Genomic DNA, 18,176 nt, shown 5'->3' with positions numbered 1-18,176 from the left:
GTTTAGAAAGTATGCAACTAATGGGCGAGGAGTGGGTGAGCCAGCTCGACGGCCGGTGCTCAGGCGGTGTGGGCGACCGGCGGCTCGGCGGGGTTCTCCAGCAGTTCGGCCTGTCCCGCGACGACGCCGGTGAGGATCGCGCGAGCCACGATCAGCAGCTCTTTGACCCGCGGCGAGGTGAGTTCGTAGGTTACCGACAGTCCCTCGCGGCGTGCGGTCACCAACCCGGCCCGGCGCAGGATCGCGAGCTGCTGAGACAGGTTCGCCGCCTCGACACCGACCTCGGGAAGCATTTCCGAGACCGCGTGTTCACGCTCGCTGAGCAGTTCCAGCACCCGGATGCGGATGGGGTGGCCGAGGGTTTTGAAGAAGTCGGCCTTCATCTGGTACAGCGGCCTGCTCAATCCTGGCACCGTGGGAGACCCGCCTTCCGCGCGACCGGTATGGTGATTTCTAACTTTAGCAAACAGCTAACAGGAGAGACATTGCCCATCGCCACGCTCAACGGCATTCAGCTCGGCTACGACGAGACCGGATCGGGCCCGCTGGTCCTGCTGGTCATGGGCAGCGGAAGCCCCGGCCGCGTCTGGCGCACCTATCAGGTGCCCGCCCTGGTCAAGGCTGGATTCCGCGTCGCCACTGTCGACAATCGCGGGATCGCGCCGTCGGCGGAGTCGGCCGCGGGCATCACCATGCCCCAGCTCGTCGGTGACGCCGCCGCCCTCATCGAGCATCTCGGCGCACCCGCGCACGTGGTCGGCACCTCGATGGGCTCGCGGATCGTCGCCGAACTCGCCCTGGCCCGGCCGGACCTGCTCGGCAAGGCGGTCATGTTCGCCGCCACCGCGCGCCCGCATCCGGTGACGAGCACGCTCAACAAGGGTGAACAGGCCCTGTACGACAAGGGTATCCAGCTGCCGCCGGAGTACGCGGCCGCGATCAAGGCGATGCTCAACCTGTCCCCGCACACCCTGGCCGATCCGGCCAAGGCGCAGGAATGGCTCGACATCTTCGAATTCACCTCGGGCAAGGGCACTCCCGGCACGCGGGCCCAGCTCGGGCTCGACCGTTCGCAGGACCGTCGCGCGGCCTACGGCGCCATCACCGTGCCCAGCCTGGTGGTCGGCTTCGCCGACGATCAGATGGTGCCGCCGCGCTTCTGCCGTGAGGTCGCCGAGTCGATCCCCACCGCGCGCTACACCGAGATCGAACGCTGCGGGCACTACGGCTATCTCGAACGACCCGACGAGATCAACCGCGTGCTGATCGAATTCCTGTCCGCCGCCTAGGTTTCGAGGACCACGACCATGAGCGATTCGCTGCCTCCCTGTCCCGCGTGCTCGAGCGAGTACACCTATGAACTCGGTGCGCTGCTGGTGTGCCCCGAGTGTGCCAACGAATGGACGCCCGTCGCCGAGGAGGCGGGCGAGGACGTGATCCGTGACGCTGTCGGCAATGTGCTCGCCGACGGTGACACGGTCACGGTCGTCAAGACCCTCAAGGTGAAGGGCAGTCCCACCGGGATCAAGGCGGGCACCAAGGTGCGCAACATCCGGCTGGTGCAGGGCGTCGGGGATCACGACATCGACTGCAAGGTGGACGGAATCGGGCCGATGCAGCTGAAATCCAGTGTGGTGAAGAAGGTCTGAACCTACTGGACGGCCAGTGCCGTCGCGGCCACGGCGGCGATCGCGGTGGCGGCCGCGCTGAGGGCGGGGGAGTGCAGTTTCCACTGCTGCCAGTACAGCGGGACATCGATGTGGGAATCGCCGTCGATGTTCACCAGAGTGCCTGCCGCACGGTCGTTCTCGGTCTGCAGATCGGGCAGCATGCCCCACCCGAGGCCGAGGCGCACCGCGTCGGCGAAGCCGTGCGACGAGGGCACGTAGTGGCTCGGCGGGTCGACCTGACGACGGGTGCGGCGGCGTAACTGCCGGAACTGCAGATCGTCCTTGCGGTCGAAATGCACGACCGGCGCGCCGGTGTACGCGGCCGGGGTCGGGCCGTCCGGGAACCAGGTGCGGGCGAAGTCCGGGGTCGCCATCGGGCGGTAGCGCATCGCCCCTAGCGCGTCGACCTTGCAGCCACGCACCGGTGTCGCCGTCGCGGTGATCGCCGCCATCACCGTGCCGTCGCGCAGCAGGCGGGTGGTGTGTTCCTCGTCCTCGCGGTGCAGGTCGAAGTAGATCCCGGCGGGCACGCGGGCGAGTGCGGGCAGCACCCATGATTCGAGCGAGTCGGCGTTGACGGCGATCGGGATCCGGATCGGTCGGTCGGCGGGCCGGTCGGCGTCGCCGAGTTCGCGCGCGGTGTCGCCGGCGAGCAGGGCGACTTGGCGCGCGAGCCGCAGGACGGCGAGCCCGGATTCGGTGGCGCGCACCGGTTTCGATCGTTGCAGCAGGATGCGGCCCGCGGCGTCTTCCAGTGCCTTGATCCGCTGACTGATCGCCGACGGGGTCACGCTCAAGCGCCGCGCCGCCGCCTCGAACGTGCCTTCGGTGAGCACGGCGTCGAGCGCGCGCAGTTGGTCCAGTTGGAGATCCACATAAGCAACTCTAATGACTATGCAGAATAATTAGCTGGCCTTGTCTTCGGCGGACTTCTAGCGTCGACAGATGTGACGGCATCATCGGCGGCATTGGCCGCGCTCTCCGGATTGGGTTTCGGGCTCTCGCTCATCGTGGCGATCGGCGCGCAGAACGCCTTCGTCCTGCGCCAGGGCGTGCGTGGTCAGCATGTGTTGCCCGTCATCGCGGTGTGCGCGGTGTCGGACATCGTCCTGATCGCCGCCGGGGTGGCGGGGTTCGGCACGGTGGTCGAGTCGTTTCCCGCCGTGCTCACCGTCGCGCGCTACGCCGGGGCGGCGTTCCTGCTCGGCTATGCGCTGCTGGCCGCGCGCCGCGCGTTGGGTTCATCGACGCTGATCGCCGAGGCGGGCGCTTCGGTCGCCCTCGGCGCGTCCGTGCTGACCTGTCTGGCGCTGACCTGGCTCAACCCGCATGTGTATCTGGACACGGTGGTCCTGCTCGGCTCCTTCGCCAGCACCTACGCCGCGCCCGACCGCTGGTTCCTGGCCGCGGGGGCCATGCTGGCCAGCGTGGCGTGGTTCCTCGCGCTCGGCTACGGCGCCCGTCGGCTGGGACCGCTGTTCGCCCGTCCGGGTGCCTGGCGCGTGCTCGACTCCTTGATCGCGCTGGTCATGCTCGCGCTGGCACTCGGCCTGCTGTTCGCCTGATCCCGCCGTGGGAATGCGCCGTCAGGATTCTCCCGACCAGGGCTTCACGGGTTGTTTGACCCACAGCAGCTTCTCGTCCGCGTGCGTGCGCACCGCGGCGGCATGCCCGGGGTTGCGGGCGGCCCAGGCGTCCTTCTGATCGAGCAGGTCCGCGACGACCTGCCAGGTCTCGCCGGTGCTCGGCGGGTTGGTCTCGGCCGCGCGGGCCAGTTTGCGCAGCGTCGACGCGGGCAGGGCGAGCAGTTCGGCCCCGCTGATCTCGCGTGCCCACGCGTAGGCGGCCAGTCGACGGGCCTTGGCGACCCGGCTGGCCGTCGCCGCGTCGGAATGCGCGTGATCGGGTGCCTGATCGGCGCTGTCTGGCACCGGCCGATTCTACGACGAACGCCCGCGCTCCGGTCGGCGATGACCGGAGCGCGGGCGTTCGGACCCGTCAGGTGGCTCAGTACGCGCTGTTGACGTTGTCCATGGAGCCGTAGCGGTGCGCGGCGTAGTTGCAGGCCGCGACGATGTTGGAGACCGGGTTCCACACGTCGAAGGGGGTGCCCTCGACGTGGTAGGCGGCGAAGGTGGGGTCGATCACCTGGAGCAGGCCCTTGGAGGGGATGCCGTTGATCGCATTGATGTCCCAGAGGTTGATCGCCTGGGGGTTGCCGGTCGACTCGCGCATGATGTTGCGGTGGATGCCCTCGTAGCTGCCGGGGATGCCCTTGGCGGCCATGATGTCGAGCGCTTCGCTGATCCAGCCGTGCAGGTTGTCCTCGTAGGACTTCGGCGCGGGCTCGGGCATCGGGGCCGGGATGGCCTCGGCCTCGGGGGCCGGGGCGGCCTCCGGCGCGGGGGCGGGAAGGGCCTCGATGGCAGGGGCGGCGCCGACAGCGGCGATGCTGTCCGCCTGCTCGACGACAGTGGCGGCACGCGCCGGCACGCCATCGTCGGCGAAGGACACGGCCGAGGAAGCGGCCACGGCGACCAGGCCGATCGCGGCGACGGCCACGGTGAACGCCTCGCGGCGCGAGCGACGGCCGATAACGGTGCTGAGCTTGTCTTTGTCGATCATGTGCTTTTCTGTTCCTTCATCTCTGTCTGGCGATCCGGGCCCGGGTCGGGGCGCGGTGGATCGCGCAGCGCGCGCAGCGGCGCGGCGCCGGTCAGGCGATGTGTTGTTTCTGTCTGTATGGAATGTGCGTACGCTGTCGGGGTACGGACGCTCGATGGCGATCCGCCGCGTCGCACGGTGCTCCACAGCTGGCTGCGGGGAGACCACGCGCTGTTCGGTACTCGCGAAGGTTCGAACCTTGCTGACCAAACCGCAGGTCTGTTTTTGACCTGATTGCAGAATGGTCACGGTAGGTGAACGCAAGGTGAACGAAACCTGAACGGCAAACGCTGCCGATCTTGGTCGGTTCCCACCGCAGTTGCAGAATCGTTATGTACGCAGGGGGTTTGCCGCCGCCGTTACGGTGGCGCGCGTCACAGAAAAAGTTTGGCCAAATCAGGTTTCGCGAGTGTTTGCGCAGCTAGAAGGTGTCCGGATCGGGACTGGAGTGGCGCTGAGCGCGATTGTCCATGGCGGTCGGATAACGACGCTGTGACTGTTGGCCGACGCGCGGCACCGAGACGAAAAGACCGCATCCCGGCAGTTGCGTTAACTGCCGGGATGCGGTCTGCTGTGCGCCATCAGGGACTCGAACCCCGAACCCGCTGATTAAGAGTCAGCTGCTCTGCCAATTGAGCTAATGGCGCGTGTTTGCTCCGCTCTGCGGTGCGGAACAAACATTAACAGGCTCTGGGCCAGAAAGTGAAATCGGGCGTTGACCAGCGCGGATGCGAGTCCGTTCGCGTTGTTAACGGCGGGGGGCTCCAGACATATCTAACGATTGTGACTTGGTCGTGTCGCGGGGGCTTTCCCGTTGGTGGCGGCCGGGCGGGCTGGCAGAATGGCGGTCGACGATCTCGAACGCCCCCGCCGTGCGGATGGCTAGAGCGATCCGATCGGTGGGATCTGCGGCGCACTGTTACAGCACGGCGTCGGTACGGAAACGGGGTTGACATGGGTAAGAAGCGGGGGCGACCTCGGTCGCTGCGGACGATTGTTCCGGTGGTGCTGCTGGCGGTGTTCGCGCTGGGCGCGTCCGCCTGCTCGGCGGCGGAGGGCAGTGGGGTCGAGGTGGCGATCGATCGCAACCCGATCACCGAACTCATGAAGCCGAAGCTGGTCTCGGAGATCAAGGACGGCCAGGTCGGCGTCTCGCCGGGCATGCCGCTGGCCTTCGAGGTCGCGGACGGCAAGTTCACCGAGGTCGCGCTGACCAACCAGCAGGGCGGAACGGTCTCGGGCGCGCTGGCGGCCGACGGCCGGTCCTGGGCGACCACCGAGGTGCTCGGCTACGGCAAGACCTACCAGCTCACCGCGAAGGCCATCGGCCTCGGCGGGGCGAACTCCTCGACGCTGAGCTTCACCACCAGCTCCCCGAACAATCAGACCAAGCCGTACCTGCTGCCCGGTGAGGGTGACGTGGTCGGCATCGGTCAGCCGGTGGCGATCCAGTTCGACGAGAACATCCCCGACCGGCGCGCCGCCCAGGAAGCCATCAAGATCACCACCGAGCCCGCCGTCGAAGGCGCGTTCTACTGGGTCAACAACCGTGAGGTCCGTTGGCGCCCCGAGCATTTCTGGGCACCGGGCACCAAGGTGAGCATCGATGTGAACGTCTACGGCAAGGACCTCGGCAAGGGTCTGTTCGGCCAGGACAACATCACCTCGCACTTCACCATCGGTCACGCGCAGATCTTCACCGCCGACGACAACACCAAGCAGGTGGTGGTCGAGCGCAACGGTGAGGTGGTCATGACGATGCCGACCTCGATGGGCAAGGACAGCACGCCCACCGACAACGGCATCTACATCGTCGGCGACCGGTTCGACAAGATGGTCATGGACTCCTCGACCTACGGTGTCTCGGTCGACTCGCCGAACGGCTACCGCACCCCGGTCGACTACGCGACGCGCATCTCCTACAGCGGCATCTTCTTCCACTCGGCGCCGTGGTCGCTCGGCCAGCAGGGTTACTCCAACGCCAGCCACGGCTGCTTGAACCTGAGCCCGGCCAACGCGCGCTGGGTGTACGAGAACGCCCAGCGCGGGGACCCGACGATCGTGAAGAACACCGTCGGTGGCACCCTGTCCGGGGTCGATGGACTGGGTGACTGGAACATCCCGTGGGAGCAGTGGAAGGCGGGTAACGCCGACGCCCTCTGATCGGCGACGACAGCGAAAAACGAAGGGCCACCGGATGTCTCCGGTGGCCCTTCGCTCGTGTGCGGGTCGGTTCAGACCGGGGTCGGCAGGTCGCGACAGTCCATCATCGCCTCGCCGGCGACGGCGAGGGCGCTGCCGAGCGCCCCGCACAGGATGCGTCCGCCGAACAGCAGCCGGTCCAGGTTGGGCAGGCCGGCCGAACCGGTGCCGGAGGAGCCGGTGGTCTCGACGCCGGTGGTCGAGCCGCTCTGCGCCGAACCGGACTCGGGCAGTTCGCTCGGCAGGCCCACCTTGCCGGAGTTGGCGGGGGCGTCCGTCGTGAACGCGGTGAGGGGCAGTCCGGGCGATTCGGCGGCTGCGGCGGTGCCTGCGACCGGGCCTAGCACGAGGGCCGCCGCGAGGGCGGTGACGACGGTGGAACGCTTCATCAAGTGGTCTTTCCGGTCGAGCGCTGACGCGAATGACGAGATCTGCCCCACATCTGGGCAGCGGTCCAAAGTGTAGCGGTCGAACGTGAGCTTCGTCATGAAGCCGACATGTGCGGGCTAGGCGGTGGCGGCAAGGCCGGACCCCGGGCCGCCCAGTGCGGCGGTGATGCTGATGCCGAGGTCGCCGACGACGACCCGGCGGGCCCCGCAGCGGCAGCGCTGGTAGGCGATGAGGCCCTCGCTGGTCCGGTGGGCCGACTCGATCCGCCAGGTGTGCGTGGTGTGGCTGTTCATGCTTCGAGTCTGTTGTAATGGCATTGTGCATTACAACCATTACGGACGGGAGCCGGTGCGGCTGGGGGTCGGCCTGCTCAACGAGCCCTGCGCGAGCGCGGCGGACCTGGGTCGACGCTGTGCGGCCGCGGGGCTCGTCCTGCCCGGCCCGCCGACCGAGGCCGACCTGGCGTCGGTGACGGCGTTCCTGGCGCGCTGGCGGCGCGTGGTGGAGTGCGCGGACCGCCCCGGCCGCGCGGAGCTGCTCAACGCGCTGCTGGCCGACTACGCCTCGGCACCCCGGCTGACCGACCACGCGGGCGACGGCTGGCACCTTCACTTCCGCGACCCCGGCGTCGCGACCGACCGCCAGATCGCCGCCCTCATCACGGTCGGCACCGCCCTGCACCTGACCGGCCTCGGCATGGACCGCCTCGGCGCCTGCGCGGCCGATGGCTGCGCCCAGGTCTACGCCGACACCTCCCGCAACGGTCGGCAACGCTTCTGCAGCCCGGCCTGCGCGAACCGATCGGCCGTGCGCCGACATCGAGCGAGCCGCGCCACGGCCGGGTGAGATCGAGCGGGAACCTATCCGCGATTCCGTCGGCGACCCGGTGCGATCGCGGCCAGGCCGAAGATGAGCGCGGGCGCGCCGAGGACGAGCAGGCCGATCACCCAGAGGAAGTCCTTGCTCGCCTGCAGGCCGTCGCGATAGGCGTGCGCGCCGGTCAGGCTCAGATCGATCAGGACGGTGCGCGCCTCGACGGTCTCGCCGCTACGGACGTCCCACAGCTGCACCGTGCGTCCGTCGCCGACGATCGTGCCTGTGCCCTGGTGACTGCCGTTGCCGCCGAACGATCCGACGGACCCCCCGGTGACCTCGATCGTGACCGATTCCCCGAGGCCGGCCAGATACGCGAGCGCGTTCACCGGCTGGACCGCGGCGAAGAGCGCGCCCGCGCCGAAGACGAGCGCGCCGACAAGGAACAGGATGCGCTGGACCGGGCCCACGCCGGTGGTACGCGGTGGTGTCGTCATGTATCCCCCTGGATAGACCGCTGGCCGGGTCCTGATTGCTCAGGACCCGGCCAGCGGCTCTTCGGGTGACCGACGGGACTCGAACCCGCGACAGCCAGGATCACAACCTGGTGCTCTACCAACTGAACTACGGTCACCATCACCGGTGAATCACCGGCGCCGTAGATACTAGCGTGTTTTCCGGGTCAGACCCTAATCCGCTGGTCGGGGGCTCGATCCGGTGACATCCACGGCCTCGGTGACCGATTCGGCGGCGGCGGTGATCTCGGCGGTGGACGGGCCGGGCAGCGGGACGAACGCGGTGCGGCGGTAGTACTCGAGCTCGCGGATGGATTCCTTGATGTCGGCCAGGGCGCGGTGGGCCAGGCCCTTCTCCGGCTGGCCGAAGTAGATGCGCGGGTACCAGCGGCGGCACAGCTCCTTGATCGAGCTCACGTCGACCATCCGGTAGTGCAGGTGCGCGTCGAGCTCCGGCATGTCGCGGGCGATGAAACCGCGATCGGTGGCGATCGAGTTACCGCACAGCGGCACCGTGCGCGCGGTCGGCGCGTATTGCTTGAGGTAGTCCAGCACCTCGGCCTGAGCCTGTTCCAGGGTCACGGTCGAACGCCGGACCTCTTCGGTCAGACCGGATTTCGCGTGCATGTCGGCGACGACCGGCGGCATGCACGCCAGCGCCGCGTCGTCGGCGTGGATGACGATGTCGACACCGTCACCGAGAATGTTGAGGTCGCTGTCGGTTACGAGCGCGGCGATCTCGATCAGCTTGTCGCTGTCGAGACGGAGCCCCGTCATCTCGCAATCCATCCACACCAAGAGTTTGTCGGACACCTGAGTCACCCTAACGGTGTGTCGGCACGCCGGGGCGGCAGGTGCGTCGGGCGGGCGAGGCGGCCGGGTTGCGCGCCGACATCGCCGGATGGTCGCCACCCGGATGACCGGCGGGGATACAGTTTGCCTGAGGTTTTCCCCCAGACGTTTTCGAGCTTTTCTTGCGTACGGCAGTGTGACCAGACGGAGGACGCGCGAATGACCACCCCTCAGGAAAAGGCGGCAGCGGCACGCAAGGCGGCCGAGGAAGCGGCACGGGTCGCCGCCGAGGCGGCCGCGGCCGCCGAAGCCGCCGAACAGGAAGCCGCCGCCGCGAGCACCGAATCGGCCGACACCCCCGCGGCTTCGGGCGCGGCCGCCGAGATCGCGGCGGGCTACGCCTTCGACGGTCCCGCCCTGGAACTCGGCACGGTGATGGTCGACGGCACGACCGATCCCGCTGCCCGCGTGCGCATTCCGCTGCGGATGATGAACCGGCACGGACTCGTCGCCGGTGCCACGGGAACCGGAAAGACCAAGACGCTGCAGGGCATCGCCGAACATCTCTCGCGGGCCGGGGTTCCGGTGGTGATGGCCGACATCAAAGGCGACCTGTCGGGACTGAGCGAGCCGGGACAGGACAACGAGAAGATCCGGGCCCGCGCCACCGAGACCGGTGCCGCCGACTGGGCGCCGAGCGGATTCCCTACCGAATTCGTCTCGCTCGGCACCGGCGGTATCGGGGTGCCGATCCGGGCGACGATCACCTCGTTCGGGCCGATCCTGCTGGCGAAGGTGCTCGGCCTCAACGACACCCAGGAATCCACCCTCGGCCTCATCTTCCACTGGGCCGATCAGCGCGGCCTCGCCCTGCTGGATCTGAAGGATCTGCGCGCGGTGATCACCCACCTGACCAGCCCGGAGGGCAAGGAAGACCTCAAGGGCATCGGCGGGGTGTCGGCGCAGACGGCCGGGGTGATCCTGCGGTCGCTGGTGAACCTGGAGGCCGAGGGCGGCGACACCTTCTTCGGCGAACCGGAACTCGATCCGGCCGACCTGCTGCGCACCGCGGGCGGGCAGGGCGTGATCACGCTGTTCGAACTCGGTCAGCAGGCCGCGCGGCCGGTGCTGTTCTCCACCTTCCTGATGTGGGTGCTCGCCGATCTGTTCCAGACGCTGCCCGAGGTGGGCGATGTCGACAAGCCCAAGCTGGTGTTCATCTTCGACGAGGCGCACCTGCTGTTCGCCGAGGCGTCCAAGGCTTTCCTGCAGCAGGTCGAGCAGACGGTGAAGCTGATCCGGTCCAAGGGCGTCGGGGTGTTCTTCTGCACCCAGCTGCCCACCGACATCCCGAATCCGGTGCTCTCCCAACTCGGCGCCCGCGTCCAGCACGCGCTGCGCGCCTTCACCCCCGACGACCAGAAGGCGCTGTCGAAGACGGTGCGCACCTACCCGAAGTCGTCGGTGTACGACCTCGAGTCGGCGTTGACCTCGCTGGGCACCGGTGAGGCGGTCGTCACCGTGCTCTCGGAGAAGGGCGCGCCGACCCCGGTGGCCTGGACCAAGATCGCGCCGCCGCGCTCGCTGATGGACACCATCGGCGACGACGCGATCAAGTCCAAGGCGCTGTCGAGCGCGCTGCAGGGGAAATACGGTCAGAGCATCGACCGGGAATCGGCCTACGAGATGCTGCTGGCCCGGATGGCGGCCGCCGACCCGGCGCCCGAATCCGCACCGGCTCCCGGCCGCACACCGTCGCGGCCGGAACCTTCGGCGGCCGATCAGATCATGCAGAATCCGGCGGTCAAGAGCTTCCTGCGCTCGGCGGCGAGTGCGGCCGGGCGCGAGATCAGCCGGAGTCTGTTCGGGACGCGGAAGCGGCGGTGACTAGCTGCCCAGCTTCTTGTAGAACGCCCCGGCGATCGGTGCGGTGAACGAGCGCGGGCCGTAGTTGCCCGCCACGCTCATGCCCTTGGAGATCAGGCCGGGGACGATGCGCATCTTGTTGCGGGCCAGCGCGTCGATGGAGACCTTGGCGGTGTACTCGGAGGAGACCCAGAGGAAATCGGGGACCATCCGGTCGACGATGGACTCGTCCTCGGGGGCGGGGGTCTCGGTGCGCACCGGGCCCGGCGCCAGCAGGGTGACGTTGACGCCGCTGCCCTTGAGCTCGCCGCGCAGCGACTCGGAGAAGGTGTTGGCGAAGGCCTTCGACGCCGCGTAGGTGGCGTTGTTCGGGATCGGCATGTTGCCCGCGGCCGAGCCGCTGATCAGGATGCCGCCCGCTTTGCGCTCGATCATGCCCGGCAGCACGGCCAAGGTCAGATCGTGCACGGCGGTGGCATTGAGCTCCATCTGCGCGCGCTCGTAGGCGAAGTCGAGCTCGGCCACCGGGCCGAAGGTCGCGATGCCCGCGTTGTTGCACAGCACGGCGATGTCGCGCACCGCGAGCTCGTCGACCAGGCTGGCCCGCTGCGTCCGATCGGCCAGATCGACCGCGCGCACCTCGGCGGTGATCCCGTGCGCCAGCGTCAGCCGCTGGGCCAGCTCGGTCAGGACCTCACCGCGCCGGGCGACCAGGATCAGCGAATAGCCGCGACCGGCCAGCTCGGCGGCCAGCGCGGTACCGATGCCGGAGGACGCGCCGGTGACGACGGCACGATTGTCTGCAGTGGGGGAGGGCAAGCTCACACGGCGAGCTTAGGTGACGGTCCCGGCACGGGCGCACCTGGAACCGCGCGGGGCCTAGCATGAGCGTTCTCATGACACCGGACCCGTCCAGCCACTCCGCACCACCCACTGTGGCGCGACGCGACGAGGTCGGACGCGGCCATGGGCGACGATCGCGTGTTCGGCATGGGCGACGATCCACTGACCGCGCCGACCTGGCCCGCCCTCGCCGTCGACGAGCAGACTCGCATCATGACTGATGATCACGTGTTCGGGATGGGCGATGCTCCACTGGTCGAACCCACCTGGCCCACCCTCACCGAGGACGAGATCGCCCGCGCGGTGGCCGCCACCTGGGACGGGGTCGAGGTTGCCGCGGTCGAATGGCACAGCCCGCGACCACTGTCGTCGACGGTGGGGGTACGCGTGGCCGACGGTGAACAGCTCGTGGTCAAGCGCCTGCCCCTGCGGCTGCGGGATCGGGCGGCACTCGCCGAGGAGTACCGATTCATGGCGCACCTGCGGACTCGGGGGATTCCGGTGCCGGAGGTGCGAGCCGCGGTAGGCGACTGGGCACCCTCACGCGGCGGACTCTCGGAATTCGGTGGGTTCATTTACGAGGTGCATCGGGTGGGGGTGGGGGAGGATCGGTATCGGGAGGATTTCTCCTGGTCGCCCTATCGCGATGTCGGTGATGCGACGGGGGCGGGGACGATGTTGGCGCGATTGCACTTGGCGGCAGTGGGATTCGACGCGCCCGCGCGGTCGGCTCGGCCATTGGTGTCGAGTTCGCACGGCGACGATGTGGTGAGCGCGTTCGAATGGCACATCGCGCACCGGCCCGCGGTGGCACGGTTCCTCGGTGGTCGCGACTGGCGGGCCGAGATTCCTGATCTGCGCGTTGATCTCGATGGCGTCGAACCGCTGTGGACACATGGGGACTGGCACGCGACCAACCTGCTCTGGGACGGGCACGAGGTGAGTTCGGTGATCGATTTCGGGCTCGCCGACCGGACGACGGCGGTCTTCGACCTGGCCATCGCGATCGAACGTGCTGCGGTGGACTGGGTTTCGCTGCGCGATGGCGGCCCTGCGAATGTGCGGGAGGACCAGGTCACCGCGTTGATCCAGGGCTATCGTGCCGAGCGGTCGCTGTCTCGCGCCGAACAAACGCTGCTCCCGGCGATCCTCCCGCTGGCCCACATCGGCTACGAACTCTCCGAGATCGACTACTTCCGCACCGTCGCCGACGAGCCACGCAACGCCGAAATCGCCTACGAGGACTGGCTGCTCGGCCACCTGCGCTGGTACGAGACCCCCGCCGGACGAGACCTGCGCGACCTGGTCGCCGACCTGGCCACGAGCTAGCCAGAACACCGCCCCGCCCACCGGATGCGAAGCGGCGGACGGGGCGGTGCGGCGGTCGTCCGTCGCGTCGGACGACCGGGTTCGGGGGGTTAGAGGGACGCTGCCAGGCGGGTGCCCTGGGCGATGGCGCGCTTGGCGTCGAGTTCGGCGGCCAGGTCGGCGCCGCCGATGAGGTGCAGGTCCACGCCCGCGGCGCGCAGGGGCTCTTCGAGTTCGCGCACGGATTCCTGGCCCGCGCAGACGATCACGTTGTCGACCTCGATGACGCGGGGGTTCTCGTGCTTCTCGCCGAAGCTGATGTGCAGGCCCGCGTCGTCGATGCGGTCGTAGTTCACGCCGCCGACCTGTTCGACGCCCTTGGCCTTGAGCGCCGCGCGGTGCACCCAGCCGGAGGTCTTGCCGAGGTCCTTGCCGAACGGGGTCGACTTGCGTTGCAGCAGCACGACATCGCGGGCGGCGGGGGAGGGCTTGGGGGCCTTGAGCTGGCCGCGGGACTGCTCGTCCTCGGAGTCGACACCCCACTCCTCCTTCCACTCGTCGAGCTTGAGGGTGGGATGGCCCTCGACGGTGAGGTATTCGCTCACGTCGTAGCCGATGCCGCCCGCGCCGATCACCGCGACCTTCTTGCCGACCGGCTTCTCCTCCTTCACCAGCTCGGCATAGGAGAGCACCATCGGATGGTCGATGCCGGGAATGTTGGGGATGCGCGGGCGCACGCCGGTCGCCAGGATGACCGAGTCGTACCCACCGGCGATCAATTCCTCGGCGCTGACCCGCTTTTCGAGATGCAGGGCCACGCCGGTGAGTTCGATCCGGCGGCGGAAGTAGCGGATCGACTCGTCGAACTCCTCCTTGCCGGGGATGCGGCGGGCGATGTCGAACTGGCCGCCGATCTTGTCGTCGGCCTCGAACAGGTCGACGTGATGGCCGCGCTCGCCCAGGCTCACCGCCGCCGAGAGGCCGGCGGGACCGGCGCCGACCACCGCGAAGCGCTTGGCCCGCCGGGTCGGCAGCAGCTGCAGCGTGGTCTCGCTGCCCGCCCGCGGGTTGACCAGACACGACACCTTCTTGTTGCCGAAGGCGTGGTCGAGGCAGGCCTGGTTGCAGGCGATGCAGGTGTTGATCTCGTCGGCGCGGTCACCCTTGGCCTTGTTGGCCCACTCGGGATCGGCCAGCAGCGGACGGGCCAGCGAGATCAGCGCCGCGTCACCGCGGGTGAGGATCTCCTCGGCGATCTCGGGCATGTTGATCCGGTTCGACGCGCACACCGGGATGGACACCTTGCGGGCGACCTTGGCGGTGAACTCCACGAACGCCGCGCGCGGCACCGAGGTGACGATGGTGGGCACCCGCGCCTCGTGCCAGCCGATGTCGGTGTTGAGGATGTCGACACCGACCGCCTCCAATTCCTGTGCCAGCGCGATGATCTCGTCGAAGGTCTGGCCCTTCTCCACCAGCTCGGCCATCGACAGCCGGAACACGATGATGAAATCGGGGCCGACCGCCGCGCGGATGCGCCGGGCGATCTCCACCGGCAGCCTGCGCCGGTTCTCCGGCGTGCCACCCCACTTGTCGGTGCGCTTGTTCACCCGGGGCGCGAGGAACTGGTTGATGAAATAGCCCTCACCGCCCATGATCTCGCAGCCGTCGTAGCCGGCGAACTTGGCCAGCTTCGCGCAGCGGGCGTAGTCGTCGATGGTGTTCTCGACACCCTTGGACGAAAGGGCGCGTGGCTTGAACGGGTTGATCGCGGACTTGATCGCCGAGGCCGAAACACTGGTCGGCATATAGGAATACCGGCCCGCGTGCAGGATCTGGATGGCGATCTTGCCGCCCTCGGCGTGCACCGCCTTGGTGATGGTGCGGTGCCGGTAGGCCTCGGACTTGGTGGTGAGCTTGCCGCCGAAGGGCAGCAGCCAGCCGGTGCGGTTGGGCGCGTAGCCGCCGGTGATGATCAGGCCGACCCCGCCGCGGGCGCGTTCGGCGAAGTAGGCGGCCAGCTTGTTGGTGTCCCAGGCGCGGTCCTCGAGACCGGTGTGCATGGAACCCATGACCACTCGGTTGCGCAGGGTGGTGTGGCCGAGGTCGAGTGGCTCGAACAGATGGGGAAAGGAACTCATGGGCTGGGTTCACCTTTTCGCGGTCGCAGGGCCTGCAGTACTTCGTCGCACCATTCGACGTAGCCGGACTCCGTGCGGATACCTCCGCGCAGGACCAGATACTGGTGCAGCTCGGTGCCGGAGAGCTGGTCCGGTACCGGGAAGAATTTCTTTTCGCTGAGCTGGAACTCGTCGAGTCGCTGGGCGTGCTGGGCGCGGTGACGGGCCACTTCGGCGCAGATGGCGTCGATGTCGCCGTGCGCGGCGCCGCGGATCTTCACGCCGAGTTCGTCGCGGGAGGGCACCGAGGTGGTGGGTTCGGCGAGCCAGCGGGCCAGTTCGGCCTGCCCGGCCCGCGCCACCGAATACACCTTCTTGTCGGGCTTGCCCTGCTGGTTCACCGATTCGGCGGTCACCCAGCCGGAGTCCTCCATGCGCTTGAGGACCCGGTAGATCTGCTGATGGGTGGCACTCCAGAAGTAGCCGATCGACTTGTCGAACCGGCGAGCGAGTTCATAGCCCGACCCCGCCCGTTCGCTGAGCGAGACCAGCAGCGCGTGCTCCAGTGCCATGTGACGAGAGTATCCGGGACGGGCGGTACTATGCAACCAGGTTCATATGAAGGGTTGGCTTACCGAAAAACGTCGATGTGCGCTGCCGGAACCGTGAATGGCCGATACGCTTCGCCTCATGACCGAGGTGAACGCGGCCGATACCGTCGGTGAGGCGGCCGGACGCGGCCAGGTAGTGGCATGGGGACTGTGGGACTGGGGGTCATCGGCATTCCAGGCCGTCACGCTGACCTTCGTGTTCTCGGTGTATCTCACCGATTCGGTCGGCAAGGACCTGCCGGGTTCCATCTCGGCGAGTGCCTGGCTGGGCTGGGCGCTGGCCGGTGCGGGCCTGGTCGTCGCGCTCACGGCACCGGTCTGCGGGCAGTACTTCGATGCCGTCGGTTCGCGCAAGCGGGCCTTGGCGACGTTGACGGCGCTGGTCGTCGGCGCGATGTCGCTGATGTTCTTCGTCCACGACGACTACCACGACCTGTGGCTCGGCCTGGCGCTGCTGGCCTTCGCCGCGGCCGTCTTCGAGCTGGCCAGCGTGCCTTACAACGCCATGCTGCGGCAGGTCTCGACTCCGGCCACGGTCGGGCGGGTCTCCGGATTCGGCTGGGCGATGGGCTATTTCGGCGGCATCGCGCTGCTGCTCATCTGCTACGTGGGGTTCCTCGCCGGTGACGGCGACACCCGCGGCCTGTTCGGCATACCCACCGACCAGGGCCTCAATGTGCGACTGGCGATCGTGCTCGCGGCCGTCTGGTTCACGGTGTTCGCGCTGCCGGTGCTGTTCGCGGTCCCGGAGCTGCCGCGCACCGGTGCCGATCCCGGCGCGGCGCGGGTGGGATTCCTAGGTTCCTACCGGGTGCTGTGGCGTGATGTGCGCGAGCTGTGGAACACCGACCGGCACACCGTGTGGTTCCTGCTCGCGAGCGCGGTGTTCCGCGACGGGCTGGCCGGGGTGTTCACCTTCGGCGGGGTGCTCGCGGTACAGGTGTACGGATTCGCCACCGCCGACGTGCTGCTGTTCGGCATCGCCGCCAACGTGGTCGCGGGCGCGGCGGCCGTCGTAGCCGGGCGGTTCGACGACCGGCTCGGGCCCAAGCGGGTGATCGTGGCCTCGCTGGTCGGCATGATCCTGTGCGGATCGATGCTGCTCGTGGTGTCGGGCACGCTGATGTTCTGGATCTTCGGACTCGCGCTCACCGTCTTCGTCGGCCCGGCCCAGTCCTCGGCCCGCTCGTTCCTGGCACGCCTCGCCCCGCCCGGACGGGAGGGCCAGCTGTTCGGGCTGTACACCACGACCGGCCGCGCGGTCTCGTTCCTGGCACCCGCCCTGTTCGGCCTGTTCGTCTGGCTGTTCAGCAGCGACCGCGCGGGTATCGGCGGCCTCCTGGTCGTCCTGGTCGCCGGCCTGCTGGTCCTGCTCCCGGTCCGCGCACCGGCGAAGACAGTGTGACGCAACTGTGCGATATCACCGACACCACGACGTCAATTTTGTGTGAACACCCGTACTCTGATTCGAGTCAACCCCCCACGATGACCACCGCGACAACTGATCTCGCTCGCACATGGGTAACTCACCGGGCACGGGCTACCGAACCACCGAGCAACCCGCCGGCCGCCCACGCGGATCAGCACGCGCCTAGGTCTGGCCTGAATCTCGGGGAGGCGGACCAGCGTGCCAGCCGCCGATGCCGAGGGCGATCAGGCGCATCTGCATGACGGTCCGCTCGACGACCGCCGATTCCTCGCGCGGTGTCGACGCCACGAATGCGGCGATGCCGTCGGTGACCGTGTTGACCAGCAGGTCCGCGGCGATCTCCAGCTCGGTCGTGCTCCAGGCGTCGAGCGCGCGCAGCCGCGACAGGTCGGCGACGATCTCGCGCACGATCAACTGCATCTCCAGCGCGATCGCCTGACGCAGTGCGGCCGATCCGCCGTGACGTTCGCGGATGAGGAAGCCGAACAGCGCGCGCTTGACCCTGACCTGGTCGAAGACGAAGCGGACGGTATCGGCCAGATGCGCGTCCGGCTTGCGCCTGACCTCGCGCAACGCCAGCCGTAGCGCCGTGACGCCCTCGTCGACCAGGGTCGCGCCGAGGTCGTCGAGTGAGGCGAAGTGGCGGTAGAACGCGGTCGGCACGATCCCGGCCGAGCGCGCGATCTCGCGCAGGCTCAGCGCCGCGAACCCGCGGTCGGCGGCCAGCGCCAGGGTGCCCTCGAGGAGGGCCGCCCGGGTGTGCGCTTTGCGCTCGTTACGGGTTCCTGCCTGCTCAGTCACATCGGTGAGCATACATCCGTTCACCATAGTCGCTTCCCTGCTCATGTTGCCCGGCTCACATTATTGCCGGTTGACAGTGGGCCGGGTCCATCCGGCACACTGGTGAGTGTACAGGCGTGCACTGAAATTGTGGATCGCACGCCGACGGAACT

General features: G+C 68.3%; 20 protein-coding genes and 2 tRNA genes. 8 read left to right on the top strand and 14 right to left on the bottom strand.

The genetic code is table 11. The features are described from left to right. Positions 1-59 precede the first annotated feature (59 nt). Complete coding sequence (locus ACFVVM_RS25885) at positions 60-383, bottom strand: ArsR/SmtB family transcription factor (protein WP_387623494.1); 324 nt, start codon at positions 381-383, stop codon at positions 60-62. A gap of 102 nt (positions 384-485) precedes the next feature. Here ACFVVM_RS25885 and ACFVVM_RS25880 point away from each other — a divergent pair, with 102 nt between their 5' ends. Beyond that, positions 486-1,289 (top strand): alpha/beta fold hydrolase, encoded by an 804-nt coding sequence (locus tag ACFVVM_RS25880; RefSeq protein WP_387623157.1) that lies wholly within the window; start codon positions 486-488, stop codon positions 1,287-1,289. 18 nt (positions 1,290-1,307) lie between these two features. Further along, positions 1,308-1,649 (top strand): zinc ribbon domain-containing protein YjdM, encoded by a 342-nt coding sequence (locus ACFVVM_RS25875; protein ID WP_387623155.1) that lies wholly within the window; start codon positions 1,308-1,310, stop codon positions 1,647-1,649. 2 nt (positions 1,650-1,651) lie between these two features. Here ACFVVM_RS25875 and ACFVVM_RS25870 read toward each other — a convergent pair whose 3' ends face one another. Then, a complete protein-coding gene (locus ACFVVM_RS25870; protein ID WP_387623153.1) occupies positions 1,652-2,545 on the bottom strand; it encodes a LysR family transcriptional regulator ArgP in 894 nt (297 codons plus the stop codon). Between the two features lie 72 nt (positions 2,546-2,617). Here ACFVVM_RS25870 and ACFVVM_RS25865 point away from each other — a divergent pair, with 72 nt between their 5' ends. Then, positions 2,618-3,235, top strand: a complete 618-nt coding sequence (locus tag ACFVVM_RS25865; protein ID WP_387623150.1) for a LysE/ArgO family amino acid transporter — start codon at positions 2,618-2,620, stop codon at positions 3,233-3,235. 21 nt (positions 3,236-3,256) lie between these two features. Here the strand turns inward: ACFVVM_RS25865 and ACFVVM_RS25860 are convergent, their stop codons facing one another. The 3 genes from ACFVVM_RS25860 to ACFVVM_RS25850 form a co-directional block, all read right to left on the bottom strand. Further along, complete coding sequence (locus ACFVVM_RS25860) at positions 3,257-3,601, bottom strand: hypothetical protein (protein WP_387623147.1); 345 nt, start codon at positions 3,599-3,601, stop codon at positions 3,257-3,259. Between the two features lie 76 nt (positions 3,602-3,677). Then, positions 3,678-4,295 (bottom strand): transglycosylase SLT domain-containing protein, encoded by a 618-nt coding sequence (locus ACFVVM_RS25855; protein ID WP_387623144.1) that lies wholly within the window; start codon positions 4,293-4,295, stop codon positions 3,678-3,680. Between the two features lie 613 nt (positions 4,296-4,908). Continuing rightward, positions 4,909-4,981, bottom strand: a tRNA-Lys gene (locus tag ACFVVM_RS25850). Positions 4,982-5,288: 307 nt separating this feature from the next. On the opposite strand from ACFVVM_RS25850, the gene ACFVVM_RS25845 reads away from it, so the two are divergent. Then, the gene (locus tag ACFVVM_RS25845) at positions 5,289-6,497 is read left to right on the top strand and encodes an Ig-like domain-containing protein (protein WP_387623141.1); all 1,209 of its coding nucleotides are present in this window, start codon (positions 5,289-5,291) and stop codon (positions 6,495-6,497) included. A 71-nt stretch (positions 6,498-6,568) separates the two neighbouring features. Here the strand turns inward: ACFVVM_RS25845 and ACFVVM_RS25840 are convergent, their stop codons facing one another. After that, a complete protein-coding gene (locus ACFVVM_RS25840) occupies positions 6,569-6,925 on the bottom strand; it encodes a hypothetical protein (RefSeq protein WP_387623139.1) in 357 nt (118 codons plus the stop codon). Positions 6,926-7,042: 117 nt separating this feature from the next. Then, entirely contained in the window at positions 7,043-7,219 is a 177-nt protein-coding gene (locus ACFVVM_RS25835; RefSeq protein WP_387623138.1) for a hypothetical protein, read from the bottom strand. Between the two features lie 25 nt (positions 7,220-7,244). Here ACFVVM_RS25835 and ACFVVM_RS25830 point away from each other — a divergent pair, with 25 nt between their 5' ends. Beyond that, positions 7,245-7,772, top strand: coding sequence for a CGNR zinc finger domain-containing protein (locus tag ACFVVM_RS25830; RefSeq protein ID WP_387623135.1), 528 nt, complete (start codon positions 7,245-7,247; stop codon positions 7,770-7,772). Positions 7,773-7,786: 14 nt separating this feature from the next. Here the strand turns inward: ACFVVM_RS25830 and ACFVVM_RS25825 are convergent, their stop codons facing one another. The 3 genes from ACFVVM_RS25825 to orn form a co-directional block, all read right to left on the bottom strand. Then, positions 7,787-8,236 (bottom strand): hypothetical protein, encoded by a 450-nt coding sequence (locus ACFVVM_RS25825; protein WP_387623132.1) that lies wholly within the window; start codon positions 8,234-8,236, stop codon positions 7,787-7,789. Positions 8,237-8,300: 64 nt separating this feature from the next. After that, a tRNA-His gene (locus tag ACFVVM_RS25820) sits at positions 8,301-8,373 on the bottom strand. A gap of 55 nt (positions 8,374-8,428) precedes the next feature. Further along, positions 8,429-9,067 (bottom strand): oligoribonuclease, encoded by a 639-nt coding sequence (gene orn, locus ACFVVM_RS25815; RefSeq protein ID WP_387623129.1) that lies wholly within the window; start codon positions 9,065-9,067, stop codon positions 8,429-8,431. 198 nt (positions 9,068-9,265) lie between these two features. Between orn and ACFVVM_RS25810 the strand changes: the two genes are divergently transcribed. Beyond that, positions 9,266-10,933 carry a helicase HerA-like domain-containing protein gene (locus ACFVVM_RS25810; RefSeq protein ID WP_387623126.1) on the top strand — a complete coding sequence of 556 codons (1,668 nt, stop codon included), beginning with the start codon at positions 9,266-9,268 and terminating at the stop codon, positions 10,931-10,933. Here the strand turns inward: ACFVVM_RS25810 and cmrA are convergent, their stop codons facing one another. Then, positions 10,934-11,737: a mycolate reductase gene (gene cmrA, locus ACFVVM_RS25805; protein WP_387623124.1), complete on the bottom strand. Its 804-nt coding sequence runs from the start codon at positions 11,735-11,737 to the stop codon at positions 10,934-10,936. Positions 11,738-11,878: 141 nt separating this feature from the next. Between cmrA and ACFVVM_RS25800 the strand changes: the two genes are divergently transcribed. Then, the gene (locus ACFVVM_RS25800; protein ID WP_387623122.1) at positions 11,879-13,084 is read left to right on the top strand and encodes a phosphotransferase enzyme family protein; all 1,206 of its coding nucleotides are present in this window, start codon (positions 11,879-11,881) and stop codon (positions 13,082-13,084) included. A gap of 89 nt (positions 13,085-13,173) precedes the next feature. Here the strand turns inward: ACFVVM_RS25800 and ACFVVM_RS25795 are convergent, their stop codons facing one another. Both ACFVVM_RS25795 and ACFVVM_RS25790 read right to left on the bottom strand, forming a co-directional pair. After that, positions 13,174-15,204: an FAD-dependent oxidoreductase gene (locus ACFVVM_RS25795; RefSeq protein ID WP_387623119.1), complete on the bottom strand. Its 2,031-nt coding sequence runs from the start codon at positions 15,202-15,204 to the stop codon at positions 13,174-13,176. Continuing rightward, a complete protein-coding gene (locus ACFVVM_RS25790) occupies positions 15,201-15,755 on the bottom strand; it encodes a PadR family transcriptional regulator (RefSeq protein ID WP_387623116.1) in 555 nt (184 codons plus the stop codon). Before ACFVVM_RS25790 ends, ACFVVM_RS25795 begins: the two co-directional genes overlap by 4 nt. Before the next feature lie 118 nt (positions 15,756-15,873). On the opposite strand from ACFVVM_RS25790, the gene ACFVVM_RS25785 reads away from it, so the two are divergent. Then, the gene (locus ACFVVM_RS25785) at positions 15,874-17,199 is read left to right on the top strand and encodes an MFS transporter (RefSeq protein WP_387623113.1); all 1,326 of its coding nucleotides are present in this window, start codon (positions 15,874-15,876) and stop codon (positions 17,197-17,199) included. Between the two features lie 186 nt (positions 17,200-17,385). On the opposite strand, the gene ACFVVM_RS25780 is transcribed toward ACFVVM_RS25785, so the two are convergent. Continuing rightward, positions 17,386-18,051, bottom strand: coding sequence for a TetR family transcriptional regulator (locus ACFVVM_RS25780; RefSeq protein ID WP_387623111.1), 666 nt, complete (start codon positions 18,049-18,051; stop codon positions 17,386-17,388). Positions 18,052-18,176 lie beyond the last annotated feature (125 nt).

This window comes from Nocardia sp. NPDC058176 (assembly GCF_042883805.1).
Classification (GTDB): domain Bacteria; phylum Actinomycetota; class Actinomycetes; order Mycobacteriales; family Mycobacteriaceae; genus Nocardia.
The sequence above is the reverse complement of the archived record's forward strand: the minus strand, read 5'-3'. Positions and strand labels throughout refer to the sequence as shown.